This window comes from Pandoraea sp. NE5 (assembly GCF_024363545.1).
Taxonomy (GTDB): Bacteria; Pseudomonadota; Gammaproteobacteria; order Burkholderiales; family Burkholderiaceae; genus Pandoraea; species Pandoraea cepalis.
Genome location: NZ_AP025517.1, coordinates 2,597,569 through 2,611,131, shown reverse-complemented (window position 1 = coordinate 2,611,131; position 13,563 = coordinate 2,597,569). Strand labels below are relative to the sequence as shown.

The following is a 13,563-nucleotide window of genomic DNA, read 5'->3' as shown; positions in this document are numbered from 1 at the left end:
GCCGACGTCGGCTTGCCCTGTAAACCGCACTCCGCCAGCCTTTTGCCGGCTTTCCTCGTTCGTGATCCAGCAACTGTTTCTCGACCTCGGCACACCGCCGCCCGCCACGTTCGACAATTTCATTGTCGGGCCCAATCGCGAGGCGGCGCAAACGCTCGCCGGCCTGCCCGCCGAACTCTCGGCCGGCACGGCACGCGATCGCGGCATCTACCTCTGGGGGACGGCCGGGTCCGGCCGCACCCACCTGATGGAGGCCCTGTGCCATGCCGTGGGCCCAAGCGCGCGCTATCTGCGCCCGAACAGCCCGCTGGCCGCCTTCACGTTCGACGACGCGAGCACGGTCTACTGCGTCGACGATTGCGACCATCTCTCCCCTACTCAGCAGATCGCCGCCTTCAACCTGTTCAACGAGACACGCGCCCGCCCGCACTGTGCCTTCGTGGCCGCAGGCGCCCAGCCCCCTGTCGACATGCCGCTGCGCGAAGACCTGCGCACCCGCCTCGGCTGGGGCCTCGTATTTCACATTGTGGGACTCGATGACGACGGCAAGAAGCAGGCGCTGCAGAATGCCGCCCGCGAGCGCGGGTTGCAGTTGGCGACCGACGTGCCCGCCTATCTGCTCACGCACTTCGAGCGCGATATGTCGAGCCTGATGGCGTTGCTCGATCGTCTCGACCGCTTTTCGATGGAACAAAAGCGCGCAGTGACCCTGCCGTTGCTGCGCCAGATGCTGACCCACACCGATCCGGCCGTCCCCGAAGGGAAAAACTGACCGGTATCGCGCCGGTTCAGGTAAGCCGCCCCTAGCTTCAGGTAAAATTCGCGCAATGACCAATTTAGCCCTCTTCGATCTCGACCACACTCTGCTGCCCACGGACAGCGACAAGGAGTGGGGTCGTTTCCTCGTGCGCCAGGGTGCTGTCGAGCGTGATTCGTACGCACAGGCCAACGAGGCGTTCTATCAGGATTACTGCGAAGGCCGGCTCGATATGCCGGCTTATCTGCGTTTCTGCCTCGCGCCGCTCGCGCGCTATCCGCGCGACCAGCTCGACGCGTGGCATGCGCAGTACATGGAAGAAGCGATCCTGCCGCACATTCGTCCCGAAGCACTCGAACTGCTCGACACGCACCGCCGGGCCGGCGACCTGTGCGCGATCGTGACGGCCACCAACACGTTCGTCACGCGGCCGATCGCCCGGGCGTTCGGCATCGATCACCTGATCGGCACCGAACCGGCCGTGGCCGGCGACGATCCGAACGCACCGGACGCACGCTATACCGGCGACTATGTTGGTACACCGAGCTTCCGCGAGGGCAAGATCACGCGCACCGAAGGCTGGCTCGCCAGCCTTGGCAAGTCGTGGCACGATTTCGACCACGTCTTTTTCTATAGCGATTCCGCCAACGACGTCCCCCTGATGGAGAAGGTGAACCATCCGGTGGCAACGAACCCCGATGAGGCGCTGCGCGACATCGCGCTGGCGCGTCGCTGGCCCATTCTCGAGTTGTTCCAGTGATCCGCAAACTCATCAAGAAACTGCTTGGCAAAGACAGCCAGGCCATCCTGCCCCCGACCGGCAAGCCGGTTGTCATCCCCGCCTCGGTCCACCGCATCGATCCGAGCCTGCTCTCGAAGAACGCCGTGCGCGTGACCGACACGCTGCAGCAAGCCGGGTTCAAGGCCTTCATCGTCGGCGGCGCCGTGCGCGATCTGCTGCTGGGCATTGCCCCGAAAGACTTCGACGTCGCCACCAGCGCCACGCCCGAGCAGGTCCAGCGCCTGTTCCGCCGCGCGCGCATCATCGGTCGCCGCTTCCAGATCGTGCACGTGCAGTTCGGCCAGGAGATCATCGAGACCTCCACGTTCCGGGCGCTGGTCGATGCCGTCGACAGCGAGCAGATCGGCGCACGTCGTCCGAAAAAAGGCGAACTCGACCGCAAGACGCACGTCACCGACGAATCGGGCCGCGTGCTGCGCGACAACGTCTGGGGCGAGCAGGAGGAAGACGCTGCCCGGCGCGACTTCACCGTCAACGCCATGTATTACGATCCGGCGGCCCAGACGGTGCACGACTATCACCACGGCTGGGAAGACATTCAGAAGCGCGTGCTGCGCATGATCGGCGACCCGGCCACGCGCTACCGCGAAGACCCCGTGCGCATGCTGCGCGTGGTGCGTTTCGCGGCCAAGCTCGGCTTCAAGATCGACGACGCGACGGCCGAGCCGATTACACAGCTCGCGCCACTCATCGACAACGTGCCAGCGGCGCGTCTGTTCGACGAGATGCTCAAGCTGCTGCTCTCGGGTCACGCGTGGGCGTGTGTGCAGCAACTGCGTGAGCAGGGCCTGCATCACGGCCTGCTGCCGTTGCTCGACGTGGTACTGGAGCAGCCGTTGGGCGAGAAATTCGTCATGCTGGCGCTCGCCAACACCGATGCACGCATCCGCGCAGGCAAGCCGGTCTCGCCGGGCTTCCTGTTCGCCGCGCTGCTCTGGCATCTCGTGCTCGAAAAGTGGCAGGCCTATCAAAGTGCGGGCGAATATCCGATTCCGGCGCTGCATCTCGCGATGGACGACGTGCTCGACGCGCAAACCGGCAAGCTGGCGATCCAGCGGCGTTTCGTCGCCGACATGAAGGATATCTGGGGCTTGCAGGTGCGCCTGGACAAACGCGTTGGCCGCACGCCGCTGCGCATGCTCGAGCATCCGCGTCTGCGCGCGGGTTACGATTTCCTGCTGCTGCGTTGCGAATCCGGTGAAGTCCCGGCCGAAGCCGGCCAGTGGTGGACCGACTTCCTCGAAGGCGACGCCGCGACACGCGACACCCTGCTTTCCCAAGGCAGCGGACCGGGCTCCACGCCGGCCGCCAAGCGTCGCCGCCGACGTCGCAAACCGACGGGCGGAAGCAGTGGCGAAAGCTCGGGCGGCGAACGTGGCGACGGGGGCGGCGGCAACGAGAGCGCGACCAGCGAGAATCAGGGCAAGCGGGTATCATCGCGACAGCATGGTTCCGAAGGTGCTTCATGACTGTTGCCTACATCGGGCTCGGCGCGAATCTCGGTGACGCCCGCCAATCGATCAAGGACGCCATCGTCTGCCTGGCGCAGCAGATCGGCGTCACGATCATTGGCAAGTCTGACTTGTATCGCACGGCCCCCATCGAATCGAGCGGCGACGACTATCTCAACTGCGCCGTCGCCGTTGAGACGAGCCTGAGCGCTCATCAGTTGCTCACGCTGTGCCTGAAGATCGAGTTGCATTTCGGACGCGAGCGACCGTACAAGAATGCGCCGCGCACGCTCGATCTCGACCTGCTGCTGTACGGCGACGAGTGCATCGCCGAACCCGACCTGATCGTCCCGCATCCGCGCATGGCCGCGCGCGCCTTCGTGCTGCGCCCGCTCGCGGATCTCGCTCCTGAACTCGACATCCCTGGCCTGGGCCGCGTGAGCGCCTTGCTGCTGGGCGTCGCCGACCAGCGCATCGAGCGCGTCGCGCAGTGCTGCTGCCCGACGAAGCGCGCCTACGTGTCATGAGATCGCCCGTGCTCGGGCGTTTTCGCTACTTGGCCGTCGAGGGCCCCATCGGGGTCGGCAAGACGTCGCTGGCGCAGCGCCTGGCCGATGCCGCCGGCGCCACAGTGTTGCTCGAGCAGCCCACGCTCAATCCTTTTCTCGAACGTTTTTATCGCGACAGCGCACGCTACGCGATGCCCGCGCAGTTGTCGTTCTGTCTGCAACGGGTCGACGAGGCGACGGAAATTGCCCGGCGCGAGATCGACGGCAAACCGATCTTCACCGACTTTCTTCCCGAAAAAGATGGCCTGTTCGCACGCCTGACGCTCTCGGCCGACGAACTCGACCTGTATCGCAGGCTCGTGGCGCACATCGAGCGGCCGCACCGGGCGCCGGACCTCGTGATTCATCTGCAGGCGAGCCCCGAGACGCTGTTCGCGCGCATTCAGAAGCGCGCCATTCCGATGGAACAGCAAATTCCCGATACGTATCTGCGCGCGCTGTGCGACATCTACGGCGAATTCTTCTATCATTACGCCGCTGCGCCGGTATTGACGGTCGACACGGAACAATTCGACCCGGCGCATAACGACAATGACTTCGCCCTGCTGGTCGAACGCATCGATCAGATGCGCGGACGCAAGGAAGTCTTCGTCAAGGGCGCTCGCCCCTGATCGTCGCCCGCGCCGCGCAGGTGAGCGGGTGACACCTCATGAACCGAGGCTGACATGAGTTATCTGCAAGAATCCAACCGCAAGGCCGTGACCGTTCCCGGGCTTGCCCAGATGCGCGAGCGGGGCGAGAAGATCGCCATGCTCACCGCGTATGACGCAAGTTTCGCGGCGCTGCTCGACCGCGTGGGGGTCGACGCCATTCTGATTGGCGACTCGCTCGGCAACGTGATCCAGGGCCAGCGCACGACGTTGCCCGTCACGTTGCGCGACATCTGTTATCACACCGAATGCGTCGCGCGCAGTGTCGACAAGGCACTCGTACTGGCCGACCTGCCGTTCGGCACCTATGGCACGAAGGAGCAGGCTTATCAGAGCGCCGTGGCCGTCATGCAGGCCGGCGCGCAAATGGTGAAGATCGAAGGCAGCGCGTGGCTCGCCGAGACGGTGCGCTTTCTGGTCGAGCGCAGCATTCCCGTGTGTGCGCATCTGGGACTCACGCCGCAGTCGGTGCACGCGTTCGGCGGTTTCAAGGTTCAGGCGCGCGAAGAGGCTGCGCAAACGCAGTTGATCGACGATGCGCGCACGCTGCAAGCGGCAGGCGCGCAGTTGGTCGTGCTCGAAGCCATTCCGGCCGCCGTCGCTGCGCGCGTCACACCGGAAGTGCCGACGATGCCGACCATCGGCATTGGGGCCGGTCCCGAATGCGACGGACAAGTGCTGGTGTTGCAGGATATGCTCGGCGTGTTCCCCGGCAAGTCACCGAAGTTCTCGATGAACTTCATGGAAGGCCAGCCGAGCATTGCCGCCGCCATCGAAGCGTACGTGCAAGCGGTCAAGCACGGCACGTTCCCCGCGCAAGCGCATTGCTTCTGAGCGAGCGGACACCGCCCACGCGCTGATGAGGCAGCGGTTCGCGAACGCGCCGCTGCCTCGGTCCACGCTGATGTGCCACGCGTGCTCGAACCTCCCGCGATCCTGCCGCACCCCTTGCGCCCCCTTGCGCATTCGTTCCGCGCTCATCCGGCCATCGGCAGCGTCAACACGACGGCGAACCCCGCGTCGCGGCCCCCCTCGAACGTCATCGTCCCGCCGTGTGCAAGCATCACCTCGGCCACCATCGCCAACCCCAGGCTCGCCCCTTCGCGTCCGTCGGCACGCGATGAGAACGGCGTGCGCACCCGCTGCCACTCCGACTCGGGGATGCCCGGCCCATCGTCGAAGAACCGCACGCGCCATTGATCGTCGACACGCGTCACATCGACGTGAAGCCGATGCGGTGCGCCATATGCCAGCGCGTTGACCAGCACGTTCTTGATCGCTTCGCGCAGGCTCAGGGCATCGCCGACGATCATGCAGGGCGTCGGCGGTGCGTGAAAGGCCACATCGATATCGCGTGTTGCATACGACAGCGTCTCGCGCATCGCCACCGGCAACAACGCCTTCAGATCGACCGGCGTGGGCGCCACGCTGTCGGCGCGATGCTGCACCATCGCGTGATTGATCAACTGGTGAATGAGTCCCCCCAGCCCACGCGCCTGCTTCTGGATGCGCGCGATATGTGCCTGACGCGCCGCCTCGTCCTGCGTCTGCGTGAGCATTTCCGCCTGCGCGGTGAGCGCCGTCACCGGCGTGCGCAATTGATGCGCGGCGTCGCCGATGACACGACGCATCAGCGCGCGCGAGGTGGCCAGCCGCTGCATGAAGTCATTGATTGCACCGACGAGCGCCAGCGTCTCGGCCGGCGCCGTCACCGCCAACGGCACGAGGTCGTTCGAATCGCGCGCCCGGATGGCCGCTTCGATCTGCTTGAGCGGCGCGAGCGCCTGACGCAGCGTCCACAACGCCGCGAGCATTGTCAGCACACCGGTGGCGATGGTGATGAGCAAAGTGTTGTCCGCCAATCCACGCGTGAATCGCACGCGTGCGTTCTGCGTGTGGGCCAGTGCCACCACGGCCCACGGATGCGGCGCGCTCACCGGCATGCGGCGACCGACGATGGCGATGCGGATGGGCATCTCCTGGTACGTGCCGTCGACCACGACCGGCCCGCCGGCCAGCTTGTCCCACGGAATATCGGGACGGAACTCCGAATCGCCCGCGACCGAGCGGCCGTTCGGATCGAGCACGTTGTAGAAGATCTGATCGCCCGGCGCGAGGGCGGAAAAGGCGGCGAGCGGTACGTCGACGTTGACCTCGCCATTCTGATACCAGGTGTTTTCCGCGACCTGCAGCGCGCTGCCGAGCAGCCAGCGGTCGTACGCGCGGTCGACGGCCGCGCGCGTCGAGAACCAGATGCCGAGCAGCACCGCCGCCACGGCGAACGCCAGCACAGCGCCCATGCGAACGACCAGCCGCAGATACAGGGAACGGCCGGGAACGATCATGACAGCACGAGTTGATAACCCAGTCCGCGCAACGTGCGAATCTGGAATTGCGCGGCGGCCAGCTTCTTGCGCAGACGCGCCACATATTGCTCGATGGCGTTCGCATTTGGCGCCGGCTCGTCGCCATACAGGCGATCCATGAGTTCGTCTTTGCCGAAGATGCGTCCCGGGCGCGCCGCAAGAATTTCGAGCAGCGTCACTTCGCGACGCGTCAGTTCGATCGGCAGGCCATCGACCTCGACGCCGCGACTCTTGCGGTCCAACGTGAGGTTGGCGCATGTCAGCCGATTCGTGGCGTCCTGCCCGGTGCGCCGCATGAGCGCTCGCACGCGCGCTTCCAGCTCGCGAAAATCGAACGGCTTGGTGAGGTAGTCGTCGGCCCCGAGATCGAGCGCACGCACCCGTTCCTCGATCTCCGCGCACGCAGTGAGCATGAGCACGCGTGTGGACAGGCCACGCTCGCGCACGCGTCGCAGCAACTCGAAGCCATCGATGTGCGGCAGCATGACGTCGAGGATCAGCAGGTCGTAATCGTCGCCGATGCGTGCCGCGGCGGCCGCGCCGTCGGTCTCGCAATCGAGCGCGTGGCCGAGCCTACGCAACTGGGTGGCAATCGCTTCGGCGACATCGGCGGTGTCTTCCACCAGCATGATGCGCATAGTTCCTGAGTCTCCTTCGATGGTGATCACGGGGCGCCCGGCATTCTTCCCGGCGAATGTCCGTGATGGTCTCGGGATTCTCTCGGAAATCGCCGGCGACTTCCTCGGGGTTTCCCCTGAATTCGGGCGCTGCGCGCCCGACGTGTCAGCTTCGCTACAGCTTCGCTGCTTAGCATGGGAACTGATTATAAAAGCATCCCTCAGGAGACACGCAATGCACAACGCCCCCCATGCGGGCGCCGCCGGGACCCCTGCGCCCGCGGTGCCGCCATTGCTCGAAATCGATGGCGTCACGCTGCAATACAAGACCGACGATTACCTGGTGACCGCCGCGCAGCAAGTGAGCTTCAACGTCTATCCGGGCGACCGGTTCGTGCTGCTCGGCCCGTCGGGCTGCGGCAAATCGACGTTGCTCAAGGCCATTGGCGGCTATCTGCCGCCGGTCCACGGCGAGATTCGCCTCAAGGGCCGCACGATCACCGAACCGGGTCCCGATCGCATGATGGTGTTCCAGGAATTCGATCAACTGCTGCCGTGGAAAACCGTGCGTCAGAACGTGGAGTTCGCGCTGATCGCCAGCGGTCGCCTCAAGCGACGCGAAGCCGCCGAGCGTGCCGCCCACTACATCGAAAAGGTTGGCCTCGCGAAGTTCATCGACAGCTATCCGCACACGCTCTCGGGCGGCATGAAACAGCGCGTGTCCATCGCGCGCGGCATGGCGATGGAGCCCGACGTCTTGCTCATGGACGAGCCGTTCGCCGCGCTGGACGCCCTCACCCGCCGCAAGATGCAGGACGAACTGCTGCGCCTGTGGGACGACACGCGTTTCACGGTGCTGTTCGTCACGCACGGCATCGACGAAGCGATTCGCATCGGCACGCGCATTTTGCTCCTCTCGCCGCACCCCGGCCAGGTCAAGGCCGAACTCAATAGCATCGCCCCGGAGCAACTCGGTACGGCGCACCAGAGCGCGCTCGAGACGCGCATCGATCAACTGCTGTTCGCAGCCCACTGAGGAGACGGCCATGAACGCCATGACCTCGCAACACACCCCGTCGTCCGCCCAAGCGAGCGTTGAAGCGCCCCTCGAAGCCGTCTACCGGCCGGAATTCGTGCTGGAACCGACGCCCGCCGAGCTGTCGTCGATTCAGCGTCCGCTGTCGACCTTCGAAACGCTGTATCGGCTGAGCTGGCTGCGCAAGACGCTCATCCTGTGCGTGCTCGCCGTGATCTGGGAAATCTACGGCCGCTGGCTCGACAACGCGCTGCTCTTCCCGAGTTTCACCGACACGGTCAGCGCCTTCGCCGGCGGATTGACCAGCGGCGTGCTGCTGCTGCGCGCCGCCGTCTCGCTCAAAACGCTGCTCATCGGCTACAGCATCGGCATCGGGCTCGCGGGCGTGCTGACCACCGTCGCCATCAGCTCGAAGATCGGCAACGACCTGCTCGAAACGCTCACGGCCATGTTCAACCCGTTACCAGCCATCGCACTGCTGCCGCTCGCGCTGATCTGGTTCGGCCTGGGCAACGGCAGCGTGATCTTCGTGCTCGTGCACTCGGTGCTGTGGGCCGTGGCGCTCAACACGCACAGCGGCTTTCGCGGTGTATCGAAAACGCTGCGTATGGTCGGGCAGAACTACGGGCTCAAGCGTTTCGCGCTGGTTCGGCATGTGCTCATCCCGGCCGCGTTCCCGAGCATTCTCACCGGGCTGAAAGTGGGCTGGGCGTTTGCGTGGCGCACCCTGATCGCGGCGGAACTGGTGTTCGGCGTGTCGTCCGGCTCGGGCGGTCTGGGCTGGTACATCTTCGAGAACCGCAATTCGCTGGAGACGGCCAATGTGTTCGCCGGCCTGTTCTTCGTGATCCTGATCGGTCTCGCGGTCGAGAACCTGCTGTTCGCCCGCATCGAAAAGCGCACGCTGCACCGCTGGGGCATGCAGCACTGACTCACGATTCACACGTTTTTTGCGGCAGTGTCTGATTGACGCCCCTTCGGGGGTATGAATAATTCCAACTATCCGGAGACAACAACACCATGAACCGACGCCATTTCACCCGCTGGGCAAGCGCGCTGACGCTCGCTGCCACGACCGCCCTGTCCACGCTCGGCAACGTCGCGCACGCCGAAGCGAGCACCGTGCGTTTGTCGCACGGCTACGGCATTCTCTATCTGCCGCTGATGGTCATGCGCGACCAGCATCTCGTCGAGAAGCACGCGAAGGCATTGGGCCTGGGCGACGTGAAGACGACGTGGACCGTGCTCGACGGCGGCAACGTCATCAACGACGCCATGCTCGCCGGCAATCTCGATGTCGCGGGCACGGGCGCGCCGGGCTTCGTCACGCTGTGGTCGAAGGCGCACGGCATTCCGCGCTCGGAAGTGATCGGTCTGTCGGCCCTCTCGAGCGGCCCGCTCTGGCTCAACACGAACAATCCGAACGTCAAGTCGCTCAAGGACTTCACCTCGAAGGACAAGATTGCGATTCCGGGCATCAAGACGTCGCTGTCCGCCGTGCTGCTGCAAATGGCGGCGGCCAAGGCCTTCGGTATCGAGAACTACGCGAAGCTCGATCCGCTGACGGTCAGCCTGAGCCATCCGGAAGCCGTCAGTGCCCTGCTCTCCGGCAAGACGGAAATCACGGCGCACTTCACCTCGCCGCCGTTCTCGTACCAGGAACTGAAGGATCCGCGCATCAAGCGCGTGCTGAATTCCACCGACGTGCTCGGCAACATCACCATCGACGTGGTCTTCGCGCCGAAACAGTTCACCGTGCAGAATCCCAAGCTGGTGCAGGCGATCCTGGACGCCCAGGATGAAGCGGCCGCGTACATCGCCAAGGATCACGTCGGCGCCGCGCAAACTTACCTGCGCGTGTCGAAGATGAACGTGCCGCAAGCCGACATCGAGCAGATTCTGGCCGATCCGGGCATGAAATTCACCACCACGCCCAATGGCCTGATGCAGTATGTCGAGTTCATGAGCCGCGCGGGCACGATCAAGACGCGTCCCGCGAAGTGGAGCGAACTGTTCGTGCCGCAGATGGCAGCGCGTCAGGGCAGTTAATGGCATGACGCACGGCGGCGTGTGTTGGCGCCGCCGTGCCTCAGTTGCTTGCCGTCGTCGGTGGCGCTGTTGATGGCGCTGTTGATGCCATCGACGGTGGCGACGCCGGTGGCGTCGTCAGTGAAGCCTCCAGCAACGTCGCAGGCAGCGCGCCGCGCAGCGCATTGCACACGACGATCGCCTGTGCGCTCAGCACGTCGTCTCGCGTGAGCACGGCCTCCACCGCCGACCATTTCGCGTCGTCGAGCATCACCCCGCGCATCACGCCCGGCAACACACCGCATGACAGTCGCGGCGTCATCCAGATACCGTCGCGCTTGACGAACACATTGCTGCGCCCGCCCTCGGTCAGCTCGCCTCGCTCATTGAAGCACAGCATGTCGAACGCCCCATTCGCTTCCGCCTCCTTCCACGCCGCATCGTAACGCGCACGCACCGTGGTCTTGTGGCGCAGGAACAGGTCGTTCGCGCGCGTCGTGCTCGCGGGATCGTTGGCCGCCGCTAGCAGCACCTTGACCGACTTGCCCGGTAGCGGTGCCAGCACGGCGTGCGTTATCGCGACCGTGCCGTCATGCGAGAGCGCCAGACGCACGCGGTGAACGTCGTGTTCGCCCAGCGTGGCGACAACCGCATCGATCTGTGCACGCAAGGCCGCCTCATCGAACCGGAAGCCGAACCACTTCGCGGACGCCGCCAGGCGCGCCACGTGCCGCGCGAGATGGGCCACGCCCGACGCCTGCGTCGCCTGCATCGTCTCGAAGAGTTCGAAGCCCGGATCGAGCGCACTCAGGAAACGCGCCTTGAGCTTGCACTCTGCGCGCTCCTCGTGCGCCCGGCTGTCGAGCACGATGCCCGCCCCGACCCCCAATCGTCCGCGCCGCAACCCGCTGGCGTCGGGCGCATCGAGTTCCAGCGTGCGAATCGCGACGGACAGGCAGAAGTCGCCGAGCGCGTGCGGGTCGTCTTCGCGTGCATCCAGCCAGCCGATCGCGCCGGTATAGAGCCCGCGCGGCGACGCCTCGAGTTCACCGATCAGTTGCATCGCGCGATATTTCGGCGCACCCGTGATCGAACCACAGGGATACAGCGCGCGCAACACGTCGGCAAACGTCGTCGCTTGCGGCAGCGTCGCCGTGACGGTCGAGGTCATCTGCAGGACACTCGCGAATCGCGTCACCTCGAAGCGCCTCGGCACCGCGACTGAGCCGGGTATCGCGAGCCGTCCGAGGTCGTTGCGCAACAGATCGACGATCATCACGTTCTCGGCGCGGTTCTTCTCGTCGGCCGCGAGCGCGGCGCTGCGCTCGGCGTCCTCCGATGCGTCGCCGCTGGCCGGCGCCGTGCCTTTCATCGGACGCGCCTCGATCTGGCCGCGCGAATGACGCAGGAACAGTTCGGGCGAGAGCGAAAGAATCGCCCGGCCGGCCACGCCCGACGCGCCCGGCAACATGACGAGCGCACCGTACGGTACCGGCTGACGCGCACGCAGCCGGCGATACAGCGCGACGGGCGAGCCGAACGCGTCGAAATTCAAACGGTACGTGTAGTTGATCTGATAGCACTCGCCTTGCGAGAGCCAGTCGTGGATGCGGGCGATGGCGTCGTCGAAGGCTGCATCGCTCACGTCGCTTTGCAGCGCCGCGACCCCGGCCACGCCGGGCGGCGTAACGCCGTCGCCGTTACCGGAAATGACGGGTGCCAAGCTGCCGTCACAGGCATCGGCCGCTTCGCGTTGCGACAGCCACACCTGCGTTTGCGTCGCGTCGAGCCGCTGCAACTCGCGAAACAGCAGGGCGCGCAATCGTCCCCGTGCTCGCCGCGCCGCCACCGTCTGTACGCCCGCGAGACGCACACCGAATTCGTAGTCGGCCAGCAACACGGCATGCAGGCCGTGACGCGTGGCGTCTTCCACTTCGCGAAGCGCGTCCGAAAGCACATCGGGCTCGTCGCAAGTCACCTCGCGCACGAGCCCGGTATACAGACGCGCCCCGCCGGCCGGATCCGCGCTGTCGTCCAACAGCGCGAACGCGGCCAAAGGGGCTTCACATGACATGGAATTACTCGAAGAACTGCTTCACGCGGTCGAACCAACCCTTCGTCTGTGGGCTGTGACGGGCGCCGCCGGCCTTGAGTGCGGTATCGAAGTCACGCAGCATTTGCTTCTGCTTGTCGTCGAGTTTGACCGGCGTTTCCACCTGCACATGCACGTATAGATCGCCCGGATAGCTCGCGCGCAGGCCCTTGATGCCCTTGCCGCGCAGGCGGAACGTCTTGCCCGTCTGCGTGCCTTCCGGCACTTCGAACGTCGCCTTGCCGTGCAGCGTCGGGGCGTCGATGTCGCCGCCGAGGGCCGCCGTCGCAAACGAAATCGGCATCTGGCAATGCAGATCGTCGCCGTCGCGCTCGAACACGTTGTGCGCCTTGATGTGGATTTCCACATACAGGTCGCCCGCAGGACCGCCATTCACACCCGGTTCGCCGTTGCCGCCCGAACGGATGCGCATGCCGTCTTCGATACCCGCCGGGATCTTGATCTCCAGCGTCTTGGTCTTCTTGATCTTGCCCGAGCCGTGGCAGTTCGTGCAGGGGTCGGGCAGGTACGAGCCCGTGCCGTGGCACTTCGGGCAGGTCTGCTGAATGCTGAAGAAGCCCTGCGACATGCGCACCGCGCCCGATCCGTTACAGGTCGGGCAGGTCTCGGGCTTCGTGCCCGGCTTCGCGCCGTTGCCGTGGCAGATCTCGCATTCGTCCCAGCTCGGCACGCGAATCTGCGTGTCGAAACCGTTCGCGGCCTGCTCGAGCGTGATCTCCATGTTGTAGCGCAGATCTGCGCCGCGATACACCTGCGGACCGCCCCGGCCACCACGGGCACCCGCACCGCCAGGGCCGCCCTGACCGAAGATGTCGCCGAAAATATCGCCGAACGCGTCCGCGAAGCCGCCGAAGCCCTGACCGCCTGCCCCGCCGAAGCCGCCCATGTTCGGGTCGACGCCCGCGTGACCATACTGGTCGTACGCGGCACGCTTCTCCGGCTCGGAGAGCATCTCGTACGCCTCTTTGACTTCCTTGAACTTCTCTTCGGCGTCCTTGCTGTCCGGATTGCGGTCCGGATGGTACTTCATCGCCAGCTTGCGATACGCCTTCTTGATTTCGTCGTCGGCGGCGTTCTTGGCAACGCCAAGCACTTCGTAGTAATCACGTTTGGCCATAAGTCTTTCCAATGTTGGCGCATGTCGCCATCAGGCAAAAAGCCGGGTCGAGATTCC

13 protein-coding genes are annotated in these 13,563 nt (G+C 65.1%); 9 read left to right on the top strand and 4 right to left on the bottom strand.

Annotation, left to right across the window (positions count from 1 at the left end; all coding sequences use genetic code 11):
- Positions 1 to 61: 61 nt before the first annotated feature.
- From hda to panB, 6 genes are read left to right on the top strand one after another with little or no spacing between them, the layout of a single operon-like run.
- Positions 62 to 772: a DnaA regulatory inactivator Hda gene (gene hda / locus PanNE5_RS11965; RefSeq protein ID WP_017232036.1), complete on the top strand. Its 711-nt coding sequence runs from the start codon at positions 62 to 64 to the stop codon at positions 770 to 772.
- Positions 773 to 827: 55 nt separating this feature from the next.
- On the top strand, positions 828 to 1,517 hold the full coding sequence (locus tag PanNE5_RS11960; protein WP_017232035.1) for an HAD family hydrolase: 690 nt from the start codon (positions 828 to 830) through the stop codon (positions 1,515 to 1,517).
- Positions 1,514 to 3,028 (top strand): polynucleotide adenylyltransferase PcnB, encoded by a 1,515-nt coding sequence (pcnB, locus tag PanNE5_RS11955; RefSeq protein ID WP_017232034.1) that lies wholly within the window; start codon positions 1,514 to 1,516, stop codon positions 3,026 to 3,028. Before PanNE5_RS11960 ends, pcnB begins: the two co-directional genes overlap by 4 nt.
- On the top strand, positions 3,025 to 3,537 hold the full coding sequence (gene folK / locus PanNE5_RS11950; protein WP_017232033.1) for a 2-amino-4-hydroxy-6-hydroxymethyldihydropteridine diphosphokinase: 513 nt from the start codon (positions 3,025 to 3,027) through the stop codon (positions 3,535 to 3,537). The genes pcnB and folK overlap by 4 nt, the downstream gene beginning before the upstream one ends.
- Positions 3,534 to 4,190 (top strand): deoxynucleoside kinase, encoded by a 657-nt coding sequence (locus tag PanNE5_RS11945; protein ID WP_026131614.1) that lies wholly within the window; start codon positions 3,534 to 3,536, stop codon positions 4,188 to 4,190. Before folK ends, PanNE5_RS11945 begins: the two co-directional genes overlap by 4 nt.
- 54 nt (positions 4,191 to 4,244) lie before the next feature.
- A complete protein-coding gene (gene panB, locus PanNE5_RS11940) occupies positions 4,245 to 5,063 on the top strand; it encodes a 3-methyl-2-oxobutanoate hydroxymethyltransferase (protein WP_261938039.1) in 819 nt (272 codons plus the stop codon).
- Positions 5,064 to 5,206: 143 nt separating this feature from the next.
- Here panB and PanNE5_RS11935 read toward each other — a convergent pair whose 3' ends face one another.
- Positions 5,207 to 6,574 (bottom strand): sensor histidine kinase, encoded by a 1,368-nt coding sequence (locus tag PanNE5_RS11935; RefSeq protein ID WP_017232030.1) that lies wholly within the window; start codon positions 6,572 to 6,574, stop codon positions 5,207 to 5,209.
- Complete coding sequence (locus tag PanNE5_RS11930; protein WP_017232029.1) at positions 6,571 to 7,233, bottom strand: response regulator transcription factor; 663 nt, start codon at positions 7,231 to 7,233, stop codon at positions 6,571 to 6,573. Before PanNE5_RS11930 ends, PanNE5_RS11935 begins: the two co-directional genes overlap by 4 nt.
- Positions 7,234 to 7,447: 214 nt before the next feature.
- Here PanNE5_RS11930 and PanNE5_RS11925 point away from each other — a divergent pair, with 214 nt between their 5' ends.
- The 3 genes from PanNE5_RS11925 (at position 7,448) to PanNE5_RS11915 (ending at position 10,297) form a co-directional block, all read left to right on the top strand.
- Complete coding sequence (locus tag PanNE5_RS11925) at positions 7,448 to 8,248, top strand: ABC transporter ATP-binding protein (RefSeq protein ID WP_017232028.1); 801 nt, start codon at positions 7,448 to 7,450, stop codon at positions 8,246 to 8,248.
- 10 nt (positions 8,249 to 8,258) lie between these two features.
- Positions 8,259 to 9,179 carry an ABC transporter permease gene (locus PanNE5_RS11920; protein WP_017232027.1) on the top strand — a complete coding sequence of 307 codons (921 nt, stop codon included), beginning with the start codon at positions 8,259 to 8,261 and terminating at the stop codon, positions 9,177 to 9,179.
- 89 nt (positions 9,180 to 9,268) lie between these two features.
- Positions 9,269 to 10,297, top strand: coding sequence for an ABC transporter substrate-binding protein (locus PanNE5_RS11915; protein WP_017232026.1), 1,029 nt, complete (start codon positions 9,269 to 9,271; stop codon positions 10,295 to 10,297).
- 40 nt (positions 10,298 to 10,337) lie between these two features.
- Here the strand turns inward: PanNE5_RS11915 and PanNE5_RS11910 are convergent, their stop codons facing one another.
- Positions 10,338 to 12,350, bottom strand: a complete 2,013-nt coding sequence (locus PanNE5_RS11910) for a bifunctional anthranilate synthase component I family protein/class IV aminotransferase (RefSeq protein ID WP_261938038.1) — start codon at positions 12,348 to 12,350, stop codon at positions 10,338 to 10,340.
- 4 nt (positions 12,351 to 12,354) lie between these two features.
- Positions 12,355 to 13,506, bottom strand: coding sequence for a molecular chaperone DnaJ (gene dnaJ / locus PanNE5_RS11905; protein ID WP_017232024.1), 1,152 nt, complete (start codon positions 13,504 to 13,506; stop codon positions 12,355 to 12,357).
- Between the last annotated feature and the right edge of the window lie 57 nt (positions 13,507 to 13,563).